General features: G+C 64.4%; 12 protein-coding genes. 3 read left to right on the forward strand and 9 right to left on the reverse strand.

The annotated features are described in order from the left end of the window. Window positions 1-240: 240 nt before the first annotated feature. Window positions 241-5,409: a Hint domain-containing protein gene (locus AB7D48_RS00355; protein ID WP_427975063.1), complete on the forward strand. Its 5,169-nt coding sequence runs from the start codon at window positions 241-243 to the stop codon at window positions 5,407-5,409. 127 nt (window positions 5,410-5,536) lie between these two features. After that, window positions 5,537-5,995 carry a glycine zipper family protein gene (locus tag AB7D48_RS00360; RefSeq protein ID WP_427975066.1) on the forward strand — a complete coding sequence of 153 codons (459 nt, stop codon included), beginning with the start codon at window positions 5,537-5,539 and terminating at the stop codon, window positions 5,993-5,995. 62 nt (window positions 5,996-6,057) lie between these two features. On the opposite strand, the gene glcF is transcribed toward AB7D48_RS00360, so the two are convergent. From glcF to AB7D48_RS00405, 9 genes are all read right to left on the reverse strand, one after another. Next, complete coding sequence (gene glcF, locus AB7D48_RS00365) at window positions 6,058-7,359, reverse strand: glycolate oxidase subunit GlcF (RefSeq protein ID WP_427975068.1); 1,302 nt, start codon at window positions 7,357-7,359, stop codon at window positions 6,058-6,060. Next, window positions 7,349-8,485 carry a glycolate oxidase subunit GlcE gene (glcE, locus tag AB7D48_RS00370; RefSeq protein WP_427975071.1) on the reverse strand — a complete coding sequence of 379 codons (1,137 nt, stop codon included), beginning with the start codon at window positions 8,483-8,485 and terminating at the stop codon, window positions 7,349-7,351. The genes glcF and glcE overlap by 11 nt, the downstream gene beginning before the upstream one ends. A 3-nt stretch (window positions 8,486-8,488) precedes the next feature. Then, window positions 8,489-9,982 (reverse strand): FAD-linked oxidase C-terminal domain-containing protein, encoded by a 1,494-nt coding sequence (locus AB7D48_RS00375; RefSeq protein WP_427975073.1) that lies wholly within the window; start codon window positions 9,980-9,982, stop codon window positions 8,489-8,491. 175 nt (window positions 9,983-10,157) lie between these two features. Next, window positions 10,158-10,868 (reverse strand): ABC transporter ATP-binding protein, encoded by a 711-nt coding sequence (locus AB7D48_RS00380; RefSeq protein WP_427975076.1) that lies wholly within the window; start codon window positions 10,866-10,868, stop codon window positions 10,158-10,160. Next, the gene (locus AB7D48_RS00385; protein ID WP_427975079.1) at window positions 10,865-11,629 is read right to left on the reverse strand and encodes an ABC transporter ATP-binding protein; all 765 of its coding nucleotides are present in this window, start codon (window positions 11,627-11,629) and stop codon (window positions 10,865-10,867) included. Before AB7D48_RS00385 ends, AB7D48_RS00380 begins: the two co-directional genes overlap by 4 nt. Beyond that, window positions 11,626-12,612, reverse strand: a complete 987-nt coding sequence (locus AB7D48_RS00390) for a branched-chain amino acid ABC transporter permease (protein ID WP_427975081.1) — start codon at window positions 12,610-12,612, stop codon at window positions 11,626-11,628. Before AB7D48_RS00390 ends, AB7D48_RS00385 begins: the two co-directional genes overlap by 4 nt. Beyond that, entirely contained in the window at window positions 12,609-13,478 is an 870-nt protein-coding gene (locus AB7D48_RS00395) for a branched-chain amino acid ABC transporter permease (RefSeq protein WP_427975083.1), read from the reverse strand. The genes AB7D48_RS00390 and AB7D48_RS00395 overlap by 4 nt, the downstream gene beginning before the upstream one ends. 124 nt (window positions 13,479-13,602) lie before the next feature. Next, window positions 13,603-14,856: an ABC transporter substrate-binding protein gene (locus tag AB7D48_RS00400; protein ID WP_427975086.1), complete on the reverse strand. Its 1,254-nt coding sequence runs from the start codon at window positions 14,854-14,856 to the stop codon at window positions 13,603-13,605. A gap of 229 nt (window positions 14,857-15,085) precedes the next feature. Beyond that, on the reverse strand, window positions 15,086-16,243 hold the full coding sequence (locus AB7D48_RS00405) for an iron-containing alcohol dehydrogenase (protein ID WP_427975088.1): 1,158 nt from the start codon (window positions 16,241-16,243) through the stop codon (window positions 15,086-15,088). Between the two features lie 147 nt (window positions 16,244-16,390). Here AB7D48_RS00405 and AB7D48_RS00410 point away from each other — a divergent pair, with 147 nt between their 5' ends. Continuing rightward, entirely contained in the window at window positions 16,391-17,317 is a 927-nt protein-coding gene (locus AB7D48_RS00410) for a LysR family transcriptional regulator (protein WP_427975090.1), read from the forward strand. The last annotated feature ends 88 nt before the right edge of the window (window positions 17,318-17,405 follow it).

Here is a 17,405-nt window from a genome sequence, read left to right on the forward strand (position 1 = left end):
AAAGCGGATTTTTCCCGCATAGCGTCGCACGCGCCTCGCGCCGGCCTCAAAATCCCCTTCAAAATCAAGCCTTAATCCAGCCCTCATGGGCCACCGCCCAAATGTTAGGTTAACAAACTATTCCGGGCCCATTGACACAACCTGACGTTACAAAAAAAGTACCGAAACGTGACGGCCCATTCCCCGTGAATGCCAGCCTGCCCGTGCCGAAACGCTGAACCAATAGTTTAGGAAAAACACATGGCGACGACGCTGGATGTCACGCTCAGCAACACGCTGATCGATAGCCTGACGAGCGCGGGGAATACGGCATCCTCCGTTTACGCTGTTTATTACGATTCTTCAACAACAATCGGAACCTGGACCCCCCTGGTCACGAACGGGACCGTGCAAAACGGCACGGCGGCATCCATCTCCTCATCCCTGGATGGCGAGAAATTCACCGTCGATCTGCCGTCCAGCTTCGCCAGCGGCAAGGTCTATATTCTGGTGCAAAGCCAATCCAATGGCAGCACCCTCGCCTCCCTGCCGGACGTGATCACGCAGCAGAGCCAGATCAACGCCTCCATGGCCTCGGCCTATGATTTCGCCTATGATTCGGTCGAGCTGAACCTCACCGGCACCACCACGGACGCGGGCAATCTCACCTCCGTCGTCGAATACGGGCTGCCGATGAGCCTAGGCGTTAGCTATAGTAACGGCTCCACCGCCTCCGTCGGCTATAAAATCAGCGGCGCCAGTCTGGTCAGCGAGCTGAGCCACTCCGGCGCCACCATCGTCACATACAGCACCGGCCCGCTCGCCAACGACACGATGAGCGTGCAGCCGCCGACCGATGCCAGCAACTGGGCCACCTATGTCGAAAACCTGGAAGGCACGCAGGCCGAAAGCATCGAAATCTCAGGCTTCTTCAACGGCGCCAAGGACAGTTCCGGCACATATCACAATGCCGGATATTTCGCTTATACGCTGAGCTATTCGAACGGGGCGTTCTGGCTCAAGCCCATCGCCAATGTCAGCCAGATCCAGGGCGACATCGAACTGACCCCGACGGAGCTGGAAGACAGCATCTACCAGACCAACGGCACGGCCAGCATCTATTCCGAGGGCACATTCGTCACCACCATCAATACCGGCGCCAACAACCAATGGGGCACCGTGCTGCGCCAGCTCATGGTGGGCTTCAACGCCGGCTATTACGGCTCCACCGGCACTCCCGTGAACACCCAGGTCACTGGCGGCGGCATCGACCTCAATGACAGCTATAACTGGGACCCCACCTACGCATTCGACAATAACCTGACGAGCAAATCGAACGCGCAAACCTATAATTCCTACGCCTCGGTCATCACCGACAATTCAAATTCCTACGGTTTTGGCTATTCCGACGCCGAAACGGCGGCCTACTCCTCGGGCGGCCCGCTGCTCTCCCTAACCGAACCGCACACCAGCATCGATGTTTCGACCATCGACCTCACGGTTTTCGGCGCCAGCGACACGCCGACAGGCTACACCGCCCCGACGATCAACAATATCGTCGTCCCCTCCAGCGGCACATACGCCGCCGCCACCGGCACCAGCGGCAACAACATCGTGCTGGATTTCTCGGTCGGCAATTCCGAAAACGCCGGCATGGTGCTCGACCAGGACGCGACCATCGTGCTGAGCATCCTGACATCCGACGCTGGCGACAATCCGGTTTTCGACAATGTAACGCTGGACGGTAGCGGGCTCTCCGGCGGGCTTTGGCGCGAATGGGACATTGAATATTCCAACGGCAGCTACGCCGTCTCCGCCACGACCAGCCTGCAAGCCAACGGCGAGCTGATGATCAACAATCTGCCGGTCAACGCCGAGGGCGGCGTTTCCTGGTACAAGGTCACGGAAGAAACCGCCACCGACAGCGGCAAGACCTATAACCTCTACCTCACCACGGCCCGGCAAACCGCCACGAATACCGGCACCGTCACCGGCGCGGTCATCAACAACGCCACGGCCTCCGGCGGCACGGTCACGGTCGGCACGCTGGGCGGCGCCACCGTGACCAGCGCCTACGTCACCGGCGCCACCATCGTCATCGACCATACCTCCAACGTCACCAATGTCTCGGGCGGGCAGATCGTCACGGGCATCCTCGAAACCGGCAATCTCATCTCCGGCGGCATCTCCGGCGCCACCATCAGCGGCACCATCGATAATTTCGGCGTCTCCGGCACCCTGCTGACGGAAGGCATCTTCACCGGCGGCACGCTCACCGGCGGCAGCTACACGAACACCTCCTTCAGCCAGGACTTCCAAACCGCCTCCCTCAGCGGCAGCACCATCGAAAGCGCGAATTATTCCGGCTACAGCATTACGGGCGGCTCCTCGACCACCAGCAGCAACGAAACCACCATCACCAACGCGACCCTCACCAACGCCACGGTGAGCGGCGCCGCCTTGCAAGACGGCACCATCACCAACGAAACCTTCACGCTCTCTGGCGTCGACGACACACAAATCAGCGGCGGCACGGTCGTCACCCAGGCCTATATCAAAAATCCCGACTATACGAGCCAGGAAACCTCCGCCGCCATCGACGGTCTCGGGCTCGTCAACGGCACCAGCGGCACCACGATTCCACAATATGTCGATACGCTGACCTACACGCTGTCCGGCAGCGACGGCGACGCCAGCGACCCCGCGCTCATGACCGAGAATACCAGCACCAGCGCGCTGGCCACCCTGACCATGCCAAGCGCTCCGGTCATCGGCACGCTCAATGGCAACGATTTCAGCGCGCTGGCCAACCAGGACAGCCTGAACGGCAACATCGTCACCACCAGCCTGGAAAGCCTCGTCTTCGGCTGGACCGGCACCAACGACGCCACCGGCACATCCTCCTGGATCTCCAGCTACACCAACAAGGTCAATGGCGACGATTTCGTCGTCGTTACCGTGTCGGAAAACAACAGCATCGTCACGCGGGTCACCACCACCGCCAATATCGACGGGGAATGGCAAACCACCACGCCGATCAGCCTGGATTCCGGCACCTACGCCATCACCATGCAGGATTATCAGGCCGTCACCGACACCAGCACCGGCAGCATCACCATGGGCGCCGCCCTGACCGGCGAAAGCAACAGCCTCGTGCTGGTGGAAACCGGCACGCCCTGCTTCTGCCCCGGCACACGCATCCGCACCGAAACCGGCGACGTGGCGGTCGAGGATCTGCGGATCGGCGACCAGGTGAGCGTGCGCTCCGGCGCGGCGCGGCCGATCAAATGGATCGGCCGGCGCAGCTATCTCGGCGCCTTTGCCGCCGCCAACCGCAATGTCTGGCCCATCCGCATCGCCGCTGGCGCGCTGGGGCCGCGATTGCCCGCCCGCGAGCTGCATGTCTCGCCCGAGCATGCGATGTATCTGGACCGGCATCTGGTCCAGGCCAAGCATCTGGTGAATGGCCGCAATGTCACGGTCGTGGACTGCCCCGAGCGGATCGATTACATCCACATCGAACTGGACACGCACGACATCATCTTCGCGGAAGGCGCCGCCACCGAAAGCTTCGTCGATTGCGGCAGCCGCGGCATGTTCCATAACGCGGATGAGTTCGCGGCCCTCTACCCGGGCCAAAAGCCGGCGCAATGGCAATTTTGCGCGCCGATGCTAGAGGGTGGCCCCCGGCTCGCGGCGCTGCAACGCCGCATCCTGGCCCGCGCCGGGCAAGACAGCGCGCCGCAAGCCGCCTTGCAAGGCTTCGTGGACGAAGCCACGCACGATTTCGTGCGCGGCTGGGCCTGGCGCCAGGGGCACGACCAGGACATGGTGGAGCTGGACGTGCTGGACAACGGCACCCTCATCGGCACCGTGTTCGCCAATGAATTCCGCGCCGACCTCGCGGAAGCGGGCATCGGCAATGGCTGGCACGGCTTTCACCTGACCTTTCCGCGCCGTCTGGCGGCGGACCAGCCCCATAGCCTCATGGTGCGCGGCAAGCGCCACGGCACCGGCTTGTCCGGTTCTCCGGTCCGCCTCGAAGCGATAACGGGCACGGACATGGCGCTGGTGCAAAGCCTGCGCGCGCAACTCAGCGCCGCCATGGCCCGGGCGGACAGCCCGGCCCAGGCCCGCGCCTTGCTCGCCATGCTGACGGACGAGACCGAGCAGATGAAACAGCGCCATGCCGGCCTGCTGCGCGCCGCCGGGCCACACCGCGGGCAGCGCGGCAGCCGGGTCGGCCTGACGGCCCGGCGCGCCCTGGTCATCGACGATGCATGGCCACGCCCGGAACGCGGCGCCGGCGCTCAGGCCATTCTCTCCCATATGCAAGCCCTGCTGAAACTCGGCTGGCATGTCACCTTCACCGCCAAGACGAACGCGCCGCTGGATCATGCCGCCATCGCCTCTCTGGAGGCGCTGGGCATCGCCTGCCTCGCCCCGCCCGCCATCGGTTCCGTGGAGGAAGCCCTGGCCCGCCAGGCCGGGCAGTTCGAGCTGATTTATCTGCACCGCGCGCCGGTGGCGGCCCCCTATATGGGGCTATTGCGCCATTACCAGCCGCGCGCGCGGATTCTCTACAGCGTCGCGGATCTGCATCATCTGCGCCTGGCACGGCAAGGCAATGTGCAGAACCGGCCGGAACTGACACGCGCCGCCGCGCGCACGCGCCGGCAGGAGCTGGCGGTCATGGCCCAGGCCGACGCGGTCATCACCCACTCCCCGGCCGAGGCGGCACAGCTGATCGAAGCCGGGCTTGAAGCCGGGAAACTGCATATCGTGCCCTGGGCCATCAAACCCGCCTTGACGGGGGCCGCCAAGGGCAAACCGCCGGTACCGGCGAGCCCCGGACCGGGAGAGGGGCTCATCTTCGTCGGGAATTTCACGCATGAGCCAAATCTCGACGGGCTGGACTGGCTGAGCGAGCATGTCCTGCCGCTGCTGCGCGCGCGCCAGCCGAACATGAGGCTTGTGGTCGCGGGGGCCGGCATTCCGGTGGATCTGACCCGGCGGATCGCGGCGCGCGGGGTCGAGCTGCGCGGTCACGTGCCGGATCTCGCGCCGCTTTATGCCGGGGCCCGGGTGGCGCTGGCACCCTTGCGCTTCGGCGCGGGGATCAAGGGCAAGATCCTGGAGGCATGGGCGCACGGCCTGCCTTGCGCGATGACGGCAATGGCCGCCGAGGGCCTGCCCCGCGCCGCCGGGCTGGACAGCGCCATCGCCCAGGATGCGCGCGGCATGGCCGATGCCATCCTCGCCCTGCATGAGAACGCCAAGCTGCGCGCCAGCCATGTGGCGGCGGGCCGCGCCTTGCTGCGGACGCATTTCTCGCAAAAAGCGACCATGGCGGCCTTGGCCGAATCCCTGCGCGCCCCGCCCGCCATGTCCACCAACGTGACCGGCCTATCCGGGCGCAAACGGGGCTGAACGCCATGGCGGCTCCGAAAGCCGCCACAACCACAAGCTGCACACCACCCCCGAAACGGGTGGCAGTTGCCCCGCGCGGCGCGCTCTGGCAAGATTCCGGAACCCCTTCGGGGATAGGAGGTTTATGATGAACAAGGATAGAAAAATTCTGCGCGGCACGGCCATTGGGAGCGCGCTCCTGGCGTCTCTGGCCCTGGCGGGCTGCGCGGTTCCCGCACCGACAGGTCCGACCGTCCTCGTCACGCGCGGCGCCAAGGTGACCCCGACCGAGTTCCAGCAGCAGGACGCCTATTGCCGCCAGACCGCCAGCCAGACCCTCAACAGCGCATCGCAGCAGGCCAAGAGCTCGGCGACCACCAAGGCCGTGGGCGGCACGCTGGTCGGCACGGCCGCCGGGGCACTGCTGGGCGCGGCCGCGGGCAATGCGGGCATGGGGGCGGCCATCGGCGCCGGTTCCGGCTTGCTGCTGGGCGGCGGCGCCGCCGCGCTCGGCGCCAACAAGTCCGAGCAGACCATGCAGCAGCAATACAACATCAATTACGTTCAGTGCATGACCAGCTACGGCAACGTCTATCACGGATCGTAATAACCAAACGCCGCGCCATGCTTACCCTGAATAAGGGCGCATGGCACGGCCTCACTGTCTCCTCACCCGATGGCCGCTTTCGCCAGCGGCGCGGGGGCTGGGCCGCCCGTGGCCCAGTCCAGCAATTCCACCAGATGCACCACGGGCAGCTCCATATGCTGGCCGATCTGCACGGCGCAGCCGATATTGCCGGTGGCCACCACATCCGGCCGTAATTGCGCCAGCGTTTCAGCCTTGCGGGTGCCAAGCTGCCCCGCGATCTCCGGCTGGAAAATATTATAAGTGCCCGCCGACCCGCAGCAGAGATGCGCATCCGCCGGCAAACGCACGCTAAACCCCGCCGCGCGCAGCAAGTTCTGCGGGGCCGCGGTGATCTTCTGGCCGTGCTGGATGGAGCAGGGCGGATGATAGCCGACGGTAAGGGCCGGCACCTCCACCCGCGCGGGCAGCCCCGCTTCTTCCAGAACCTCGCTGATATCCTTGGCCAGGGCTGAAACCTTCGCCGCCTTGGCGGCATAGGCGGGATCGTCCCTCAGCATGAACCCGTAATCCTTGACCGTGGTGCCGCAGCCCGAGGCGGTGATGACGATCGCCTCCAGCCCCGCCTCGATCTCGCGGGTCCAGGCATCGACATTGCCGCGGGCGGATTGCAGGGCGCTGGCCTCCTTGCCCATATGATGGGTGAGCGCGCCGCAGCAGGCCTCGCCCGCGGCAAAGCTGACCTGATAGCCGCAGCGTTCCAGCAGCCGCACCGTGGCGGCGCGGATCTCGGGGCGCAGCACGGGCTCGGCACAGCCTTGCATCACCACCACCCGTCCACGCGGGCCGCGCGCATTGGCGGTGGCCAGACCGGCCTTGGGCGGCAAGGCGGGCGGGGCGAGCCGCAGCATGGCGGCGGCCGGGCGCAGGGGCTTCACCTGGTCCAACAGCGGCGCCAAGGGCTGGGCCAGGCGGGCCAACCGCAAGCCGGCGCGCAGGCGCCCGGGCACGGGCAGAATGGCCGCCACCGCCGCGCGCAGAGCGCGTTCCACCAGCGGGCGGCGGTAGCGCCGCTCGATATAGGCGCGGGCATGATCCACCAGATGCATGTAATTCACGCCCGAGGGGCATGTGGTCATGCAGGACAGGCAGGAGAGGCAGCGATCGACATGGCTCACCACATCCGGCCCCGGCACACGCTCATTCTCCAGCATGTCCTTGATGAGATAGATGCGCCCGCGCGGGGAATCCAGCTCATCGCCGAGCAGCACATAGGTCGGGCAGGTGGCGGTGCAGAAGCCGCAATGCACGCATTTACGGATCACCGCCTCCGAAGCGGCCATATGCGGATCCGCGAGTTGGGCGGGGGTGAAATCAGTCTGCATTTGGTTCGTCCAGGAAACGGTTTATCTCGAACACGCCCATGGGGTCGAAGGCGCGGCGGACACGGCGCGACAGCGCCTCGATGGCCGGCGGCTGCGGATGCAAGGCCGGGATACGCGCGCGTAGCGCCGCCGGGGCGCGCGCCAGCGTGGCGTGACCGCCCGCCAGGGCCGCCTGGGCGCGGACAATATCCTCATGCCCCTCCAGGACAAGCCAGATGAGCCCGCCCGCCCAGTCCGCCACATAACGCCCCCCCAGGGCCAATAGCGGCGCGATGGCGGCCAGCGCCTGGCGCGGCGGCAGGCTGAGGCGCCAGAGCGGCAGCTCCGGAGCCAAGGCGGCGCCGTCCCGCAGGCTGGCCCAAAGCGGCGCGGCCTCATGCGCGTCCAGCACATCCGGCAGGCCATAACGCTCCAGGGCGGTGGTGAGATGCGCCTTGCGCGCGGCCACCGAGGGGCCAAACCCATCCAGCCGGACCAACGCGGCATGGCCGGGCAAATACGAGGCGGCGGCGGCATCGACGGGCTGGCGCATCGCCTCACGCAGCAGGGCGAAACCGGCCTCATCCTCCAGCCCGCGCCAGAGCAGGGTCTGGCATTCCGGCGGGCGCGGCAGCACTTTCAACGTCACCTCGGTGAGCGCCGCCAGCCGGCCCCAGGAGCCGCAAACGAGCTTGGGCAGGTCGTAGCCGGTGACGTTCTTCACCACTTTCGCCCCGGCGCGGAAACTGTCCCCCCGGCCGGAGACCGCCTCGAACCCCAGCAGATGGTCGCGCACCGCCCCGGCGGAGACGCGGCGCGGCCCGGAAACACCCGCCGCGACGACACCGCCGATGGTGGAGCCCGCCGCCCCCCAGGGCTCGAAGGCGAGAGCCTGGCCCTGGGCGGCGGTGGCCTCGTTCAGCTCGGCCAAAGCCGTCCCCGCGCGGGCGGTGAGCACCAGCTCGGCCGGGTCGTATTCGAGGATGCCGGAGAGGGCGGCAAGGCTGAGCCGGTCGGCCTGGCGATCCGGCGCGCCGAACGCCAGGCGAGTGGCCCCGCCAGTGATTTCCAGCTTGCCGCCGCCCGCCAGCGCATCGGAAACGAGGTCACGAACCTCTTGGGTATTTTGAGGGGTGTGCAAAATCATGGCTCAGAAACGCGGCAATTCAGGAAAGGGAAGCTGCCCGCGATGCACATGCATGCGGCCCAGCTCGGCGCAGCGATGCAAGGTGGGAAAAACCTTGCCGGGATTCAGCAGCAAATCAGGGTCGAAGGCGCATTTCAGACGCTGTTGCTGGCGCAGATCCTCCTCGCCGAACATGTCCGGCATCAGGTCGCGTTTTTCGACCCCCACCCCATGCTCGCCGGTGAGCACACCACCGACCTCGACGCAAAGCCGCAAAATATCGGCGCCGAACCCCTCCGCGCGTTCCAGCTCGCCGGGCTTATTGGCATCGTAGAGAATGAGCGGATGGAGATTGCCGTCCCCCGCGTGAAAGACATTGGCGACGCCAAGGCCATATTGTTCGGAAAGCTCGCGCATGCGTTGCAGCACCCGGGGCAATTGGCCGCGCGGGATCGTGCCGTCCATGCAGTAATAATCCGGCGAAAGGCGCCCCACGGCGGGGAAGGCGGCCTTGCGCCCGGCCCAGAAGGCCAGGCGTTCCGCATCGTCGCGCGAGGCGCGCAGCGTGACCGCGCCGTTTTTCCGCGCCAGGGCCTGGACCTCCTCCAGCAGATGGTCGCATTCCGCCAGGGGGCCATCCAGCTCGACGATCAGCAGGGCCTCGACATCCAGCGGGTAGCCCACCTGCACGAAGGCCTCGGCGGCGTGGATGGCGGGTTTGTCCATCATCTCCATGCCCGCCGGAATGATGCCCGCCGCGATGGTGTCCGCCACGCATTGCCCGGCGGATTCCACGGTGGGAAACCCGATGAGCAGGGCCCGCGCGGTTTCGGGCCTTGGCAGGATGCGCACGGTGACTTCGGTGACCACGCCGAGCAGCCCCTCCGAGCCGACGACGATGCCGAGCAGATCCAGCCCCGGCGCGTCCAGCGCCTTGCCGCCGAAGCGCAGGATCTCGCCCGCCATCGTCACGAACTGCACGCCCAGCACGTTATTGGTGGTGAGGCCGTATTTCAGGCAATGCACGCCACCGGAATTCTCCGCGATATTGCCGCCGATGGAGCAGGCGATCTGGCTGGACGGGTCGGGAGCGTAATAGAACCCCTCCCCCTCAACCGCCTTGGTGATGGCGAGGTTGGTGACACCTGGCTGCACCACGACCAGCCGGTCCTCGTAATCGACCTCCAGAACCTTCTTGAACTTGCCCATGCCGAGCAGCACCGCGTCCGCCAGGGGCAGCGCCCCGCCGGACAGCGAGGTGCCCGAACCGCGCGGCACCACCTTGACCTTGTTGGCGTGACAATAAGAGAGAATGGCCGCCACCTGTTCCACGGTCTCCGGCAGCACCACCACCATCGGCGGCTGACGGTAGGCGGTGAGGCCGTCCGATTCATAAGGGCGCAGCGCATCGGGCTTGTCGATGACGCCTTCGCCCGGAACGATCCGGCGCAACGCGGCGATGATCTCATCGCGCCGGGCCAGAACCCTCTGGTCCGGCAGGGGCATCTTCAAGGACATCCTAGTTTCGTTTCCCTTGTTTTTCAGTGCGGGCCACGGCCATGGAACCGGACGACCTGAGGCGGGGCGGTCTGGCCTAGCCGTCTTATGTCCGAGCCCGTCTCCAAGGCCCCACCTCCAGCCCATGGACATAGAACGCGTTTTTCCAGCCGCCCACAAGTGGCCGGCCAGGAGCTTACGCGGCGTGGCTGACGCCGGCCAACGATTCCATGCGCTTGGTATCCGCCTTCAGCGCGGCGGCGTCGCCATCATACACCACCTCGCCATCGGAGAGCACATAGGCCCTGTCGGCCAGTTGCAGAGCCAATCTGGCATTCTGCTCCACCAGCAGGACCGACATGCCCTCTTTCTTCATGCGGGCGATGGTGCGCATCACCTCCTGCACGATCACCGGCGCCAGACCCTGGGAGGGCTCGTCGAGAATCAGCAGCTTGGGGTTCAGCAGCAGGGCGCGGGCGATGGCCAGCATCTCCTGCTCACCGCCAGAAAGCCGCCCGCCCTTGCTGGTGCGCCGCTCATTCAGGCGGGGAAACAGCTCGTAGATCGTGTCGATGCTCCAGGGTCCCTTGGTTTCAGGCGGCACCTGGAGATTTTCATGCACGCTCATATGGCCGAAGATCTTGCGCCCCTCCGGCACATACCCCACGCCCGCGGCGGCGATCCTGTAGGACGGCGCGCGGGTCAGATCCTGCCCGAACAGCCTCACGCAACCGGATCTAGGCGGTGTGAGCCCCATGATGCTGCGCATCGTGGTGGTTTTGCCGGCCCCGTTGCGCCCCAACAGCGCCACCAGCTCACCTTGCCCCACCCGCAGCGACACGCCATGCAGAATATGGCTCTTGCCGTAATAGGTATGAAGTTCCTGAAGTTCGAGAACATCGCTCATGCGGCGGTCTCCTCAAGCGCGGTGCCCAGATAGGCTGTTTGCACGCGGGGGTTTTCGGAAATCTCGGCGGCGGTGCCCTCCGCCAGCATGGTGCCGTTATCGAGCACGGTGATCTGGTCAGCGATGCCGAAAACGATCGCCATGTCGTGCTCCACGAACAAGATGGTGATGCCCTGCTCCTTGTTCAGCCGGCGGATCAGATCCGTCATGTGGTGGGTTTCCTCATCGCCCATGCCCGCCGTGGGTTCATCCAGCAGCAACAGGCGCGGATGGCGCGACAGCGCGATGCCGACCTCCACCACGCGCTGGTCGCCATGCGACATTTCACCCACGATCCGGTCCAGCTTACTTCCGATGCGCGTGATCTCGATCAGTTCCTCCACCTTATCCTCGACCTTGGCGCGCGTGGCGCGGGAGATCCAGGGACGCAATTGCAGCCCCATCGCCGTTTCCACCGCCACGCGCAAATTCTCATGCACGCTGAGGGACAGGAAAACCTGCGTGATCTGGAAGGTGCGGATGATGCCGCGCCGCACCAGCTCATTCGGGCTGACGGAGATGATCGGCTGACCATCGAAACTGATCGTGCCCTCGGTGGGGGGAAAGAAACCGCTGATCAGGTTGAACAAGGTTGTCTTGCCCGCGCCGTTCGGGCCGATGATGGCGCGCAGCTCCCCCGGTTCGACGGACAGGGAGATGCCCTTGAGGGCTTGCAGCGCGCCGAAGCGGCGCCCGACACTCTCCAGCTTCAGAAGGCTCATGAGCGCGCCCTCCCCTTGATGAATCCCAGCAGACCTTGCGGGAAGAACAAAACCGCGAGCACGAAGATGAGACCGATGAAGCTCATCCAGTTCTGGGTGACGCTGGACAGATAATCCTGCGCGACGATGAAGATCACCGCCCCCAGGAACGGCCCCCAGAAGCTGCGCATGCCACCCAGCACGCAGATGACGACGAAGGAACCCGATAATTGCCAGCCGAGATTGTCGGGCGAGGCAAAGCCGGTGAGCAGCGCGTTCAAGCTGCCCGCCAGCGCCACGATGAAGGTGGAGATGGCGAACACCACCCAGATCTGCCGGTCCACCGCGACCCCCAGAAAGCGGAGCCGTGTCGTGTTCTCACGCACCGCGACGAAACTATGGCCCATCGGCGAACGCAGGATCTGCCAGACAGCCAGCATCACCACGGCGAACAGCACCAGCACCAGATAATAAAAACGCTCCGGACCGAGCTTGAAGGCCTCGCCGCCGATATGCAGCGGCACGCGCGAGAAGCCCGTCAGCCCATCCTCGCCGCCGGTGAGGGCGTTCCAGCGCACGGCGAGGAAATAAAACATCTGCCCGAAGGCGATGGTGATCATCGCGAAATAGATCCCCTTGCGCTTCATCACCATCGGGCCGACCAGAATGCCCGCGACACCGCCCAGCACCGTGCCCGCCAGAATGGCCAGGGGCAAGGAAGGCGCGACATGGATAAGGCACAGCCCGGTGCCGTAAGCCCCGAGGCCGAAATAGGCGGCATGGCCGAAGGATAACCCCCCCGTATAGCCAAGCAGCAGGTTCAGCCCCGTCGCGGCGATGGCGTAAATCAGCGCGCGGGTGGCAAGGTCCGTGTAACCGCCGAGCATGGGCAGCCAGAACGGCACGAACAGCAGCACCAGCCAGATGAGGGCGGCGGCCAGGGGCTGCCCGCCGGAAGCCGGCGCGAGGCGGGCGGCTGGCTTGGTATCGATGGAGACGCTCATTCAAAAAGTCCTTCCTGACCGAGCAAGCCGCGAGGGCGGGCGATCAGCACGACGGCCATGATCACATAGATCACGACCTCCTGCGCGACCGGGAAAAAGGCGGCGGTAATGCCGGAGGCGATGCCGATGATCAGCCCGCCCAGAACGCTGCCGATCAGACTGCCGACACCGCCGACGATGATCGCCACGAAAGAGGGCATGATCAGGGACGAGCCAATGGATGGCGAAAGCCCCAACTGCCCCGCCGCCAGAATGCCCGCCACGCCGGCCAGAAACACACCGATGCCGAAATTCGCGGCGCGGAGAAAATAAATATTCACGCCGACGGCCGAAATGGTTTCAAGATCCGCGTTGCCCGCGCGGATTCGGATTCCGATCCGGCTATAGCGCAGCACCGCGAACAGAGCACCTGTCACCAATATCGTGATCAGGATCAGCACCACGCGGTAGCCGGTCAGGAAGAACAGCGAGGAACTCAGCGGCGTGTTGAGATAAGCCGGCAAGGCGAATGGTTGCCCGACCGCCCCCCAGATGGTGCGGATCAGATCCTCCATGATCATCGCCAGCCCGAATGTGAGCAGCAGCGAGAATAACGGGTCCCGCCCATAAAGCGGGCGGATCAAGATTCTCTCCACCACCAGGCCGAAGATCACGGCCAGGAGCGGCGCGAAAACGAGACTCCCCCAGAAGCCCACATAAGGCTCGATGGTGAAGGCGAGATAACCGCCCAGCGCCATGAAGGTGCCGTGGGCGAAATTGATGACGCCATTAAGGCCTAGAATCAACGACAGCCCCAGCGCCATCAGCGCATAGAAGATGCCGACGATAAGCCCGTTGAAAGCACTGTATAGAATCAGGGATTCCACGGTATTTGCTTCACTTTCCTAGCACCCTCGGGCGCGGTTGCCGATGACGCCCGGCGCTGCGGCCAAGGCGGTGCCGGCCATGAGCCGGAACCGCCCGCCCGCACCGGGCCGCGGGTCTGTTTATTCAGCCTGGATAAGTCATCTTGCAGCCAGCCTCCGCCGGAGACTTGGCGATGGTGCCGCTGGGAATGGTCTTCGCCACGGTGAAGAGATTCGGATAGGTGGCCCCCTTGGGCACATAGCCCGGGAACATATTGGCGATCATCTGGTGATCTTCCGCCCGGTAATAGCATTTACCCGGTTGCAGCGCGACTTCCGGCGGTAGTTCCATGCCTTCCAACGCTTTCACGACCTTCATCGAATCGAGCGACTTGGCCTGATTGGCGGCAAGCGCCAGCGCGTGAACGGTGGCATAACCGAACCAGGAACGCGCCGTTGGCACCTTGTTGCCGTAACGCGCCTTGTAGGCGGACACGAAATCGGCCAGATGCGGCACGTTGGGCTGGTTCCAATACCATTCGAACGTCCACCAGCCGAGCAAGGCCGCGGGCGGCAGCGCCTCCAGCACTTCCATTTCCTGCATGGCGCCGGCCACGGTCATCTGCGTGTTCATGCCAAACTGCACGGTCTGCTTCAGCAAATTCACGAGATCGTCGCCCGCCTGCAGGCAGATCAGCACATCGGGTTTCGCGGCACGGGCACGGATCAGATAGGACGAGAAATCCGTGGTGCCCAGCGGCGCCAGCGCATTGCCGACCTCCACGCCGCCCGCCTTCTTGAGCTGCGCGACATAATCATCATGCAATGCATGCCCGAAGGAATAATCCGGGGTGATGAAAAACCATCTCTTGCCGAATTTCTCGAACAGAGGCGCGAAATCGCCCGCGGTCAGCATCCAGGTTGTGGAACAGGTACGGAACGTGTTCCAGCTGCAATTCTTGCCCGTGATGTCATCGGCATGACCGCCCGTATCGACATAAATCAGATCATGCTGCGCGGCGAACTGGCTGAGCGAGCCGGCGACGGCGGAACTGACCCCGCCGATGAGGAAATTCACTTTTTCCTGATTGACCAGCTTTTGCGCCTTGCTGACGGCCGGGCCCGGCAAGCCCTGGGAATCCTCGATCGAGATCTGCAACGGCCGGCCAAGGATACCGCCTTTCTTGTTAATCTCGTCCACCGCCATGGTGGCGCCCCGAATCTGATTATTGCCCAGCGCGGCATATGTGCCCGTTCGGGGATCGACCACGCCAATTTTGACCGGCGTTTCACTTTGCGCCCAGGATATTTCCGGCAGGACCAGACTGGACGCGCCACCCGCCGCACCGGCCTTCAACAGACCGCGGCGAGTCAGGGAAACCGAGTTCTTTGAAAACATTTAGCTATTTCCTCCGTAAATTTTTATAGCCTTTGTTGTTGTTCCATATCGGCTTTGTTTGCAATGTTCGTCGGATCACATAAGCTTGTCAACAACTCTTTGATCAATGGCTTGCCAAACCTCAAGGCGGGAATTGGTCCGACCAAAAAACACCAAGCCCATGCCGCCCGCGAAATGGCCTGGATAAACCAACCAGGCCACAAGGGTTATAGACGCGTTTTGGACATCCTCATGCCCAGGCCTCGTTGTAAATCCCGATGATCGTCTCCGCATCCGGCACCCGGGGGTTATTCGCGGGCGAGCCCGAGGCCAAGGCCTGCTCGGCCATCAAGGGCAGCAAGGCGTGCCAGCGCGTCTCATCGAGGCCATATTGCCTGGGGCTGGGCACGGCAAGCTCGCGGTTCAGCTCGCGCAGCGCCGCCACCAGCTTGCGGGCCGCCTGCTCATCCGTGTCGCCGGGCGGGGCCAGCTCCATCACCCTGGCGCAGTCCGCATAGCGCGCGAGATTGCCCCCGACGGACCATTCGGTCACGGCGGGCAGCAACATCGCGTTCGACAGCCCGTGCGCCACATGGAAATGCGCGCCGATCGGCCGGCTCATGCCATGAACCAGACAGACAGAAGCATTGGAAAAGGCGATCCCGGCCTGCATGGCTCCCAGCATGACGGTTTCGCGCGCCGCGCGGTTATCCGGCTCATGATAGGCCGTGCGGATCCCCCGCCAGATGGCCCGCATCGCCGCCACGGCCATCGAATCGGAAAAAGGATTGGCCAAGCGCGAGACATAAGCCTCGATCGCATGGGTCAGGGCGTCGATACCGGTATCGGCGGTCAGCCGGCGCGGCATGGTCATGGTCAGCTCGTAATCGACGACGGCCAGGGTCGGCAGATAAGCCAGCCCCGCGCAAAGCATTTTCTCATCCGTCTGGGTGTCGGTCACGATCGTGAAGCGTGTCGCCTCGGAGCCAGTGCCCGCCGTCGTCGGGATCGCCACGATCGGCAAACCTTGCTGGTTTTCCTGATGCGGCGCCTTCAGCGCCCGCATCTTGCCGCCGCGCGCGGACAAGATGGCCGCCGCCTTGGCCGTATCGATCGGACTGCCACCGCCAAAGCCAATGACGCAGTCGCAGCCGCTCTCGCGCACGAAGCGCGCCGCCTGATCCACGCATTCATCGGTCGGGTCGGGCACGGTATCGGCGAACACCACCGCCTCGATCCCCTCACGCGCCAGACACGCCCGCAGGCGCTCCACCGCGCCGCTGTCGAGCAAATAACGGTCGGTGATGATCGCCGGGCGGCGCAGACCCAGAATGCCGAGCGCCTGACCTGTTTCTTCCAGGGCACCACCGCCAATACGTACCATGCGGGGAAGCGTGACCGCGGGCATGTCTCTCTCCTTGATTTTGTCGTCCTTCTTGGACTGGTCTTTTAGCCTTGACCCCCATGCGAGAATACAGGAAATATTGACCAGAAACTGTGCAAAAACGCACAGATAAAATCCGCCCGAGAGGCACAGCCCCATGAATGACACCCCATGAGAAATGGTTTCGACTGGAACGATCTGCGCTATTTCCTGGCCGTGGCGCGGGTGGGGACGATTTCCCAGGCGGGCCGGGCGACGTCATCCGACCATGCGACGGTGGCGCGGCGGATCACCGCCCTGGAGGCGGCCTTGCAGGCGCAGCTCTTCATCCGCAATGCCCGCGGCTACACGCTGACCCGCGAAGGCGAACGCCTGCTGGAAACCGCCGCGCACATGGAACGCGAGGCCGGCAAGCTGGAAGAAAGGCTGAACGGGCGCAACCAGGGCGCCAGCGGCATCGTCAAGATCAGCGCGCTGGAAGGGATCGGCAATTTTTTCCTGGCCGCGCGGCTCAGCCGCTTTGCCGCGGAGCATCGGCGCCTCTCCGTCGAATTGCTCACGATTCAACAGATCGTCGCCATGTCGCGCCGCGACACGGACATCATCATTACCCTCGCCCCCCCCAATTCACGCAAATTCGTGCAGGAGAAGCTGACGGATTACCGGCTGTTCATTTATGGCACCCGCGACTATCTGGCGTCGAAACCGCCCATCGCCTCCGCCCAGGATCTGAAAAACCATGATTTCACCGGCTATATAGACGAGCTGGTCTTCACGCGCGGGCTGGATTATCTGAGCGAGCTGGAAGACAGCCTGCGTGCCCGGCTGCAATGTTCCAGCCTGCATGCGCAGATGGAAGCCGCCTGCGCGGGCTATGGGCTGTGCGTTCTGCCCGCCTTCATCGCCCGCACCCGGCCCGAGCTGATTGCGGTGCTGCCGCGCAGCCTCTCGCTCCTGCGGACATATTGGACCGTCGTGCATGCCGACATCGCCGCCAGCACGAATGTCCGCCTCGCCCTGGGGTTCATCCGCCAGGAAGTTCTAGCGTCCGCCTCCTTGTTTCTGGGCGATACCGCCCTGCCGGAGACAGCCGGCTGAACCGGGCGCGCCATGGACAAACACCATGGGCAAACGCCATGGACAAAAGAGACGATTTACAGAAGACTTCTCCAGGCGAGGCTTGCAA

This window comes from Acidocella sp. (assembly GCF_050253495.1).
Lineage (GTDB): Bacteria > Pseudomonadota > Alphaproteobacteria > Acetobacterales > Acetobacteraceae > Acidocella.

Bases quoted from the DNA above. Each gene is read 5' to 3' on its own strand.
- AB7D48_RS00355 (WP_427975063.1), top strand. From the start codon at position 241: ATGGCGACGACGCTGGATGTCACGCTCAGCAACACGCTGATCGATAGC.
- AB7D48_RS00360 (WP_427975066.1), top strand. From the start codon at position 5,537: ATGAACAAGGATAGAAAAATTCTGCGCGGCACGGCCATTGGGAGCGCG.
- glcF (WP_427975068.1), bottom strand. From the start codon at position 7,359: ATGCAGACTGATTTCACCCCCGCCCAACTCGCGGATCCGCATATGGCC.
- glcE (WP_427975071.1), bottom strand. From the start codon at position 8,485: ATGATTTTGCACACCCCTCAAAATACCCAAGAGGTTCGTGACCTCGTT.
- AB7D48_RS00375 (WP_427975073.1), bottom strand. From the start codon at position 9,982: ATGTCCTTGAAGATGCCCCTGCCGGACCAGAGGGTTCTGGCCCGGCGC.
- AB7D48_RS00380 (WP_427975076.1), bottom strand. From the start codon at position 10,868: ATGAGCGATGTTCTCGAACTTCAGGAACTTCATACCTATTACGGCAAG.
- AB7D48_RS00385 (WP_427975079.1), bottom strand. From the start codon at position 11,629: ATGAGCCTTCTGAAGCTGGAGAGTGTCGGGCGCCGCTTCGGCGCGCTG.
- AB7D48_RS00390 (WP_427975081.1), bottom strand. From the start codon at position 12,612: ATGAGCGTCTCCATCGATACCAAGCCAGCCGCCCGCCTCGCGCCGGCT.
- AB7D48_RS00400 (WP_427975086.1), bottom strand. From the start codon at position 14,856: ATGTTTTCAAAGAACTCGGTTTCCCTGACTCGCCGCGGTCTGTTGAAG.
- AB7D48_RS00405 (WP_427975088.1), bottom strand. From the start codon at position 16,243: ATGCCCGCGGTCACGCTTCCCCGCATGGTACGTATTGGCGGTGGTGCC.
- AB7D48_RS00410 (WP_427975090.1), top strand. From the start codon at position 16,391: ATGAGAAATGGTTTCGACTGGAACGATCTGCGCTATTTCCTGGCCGTG.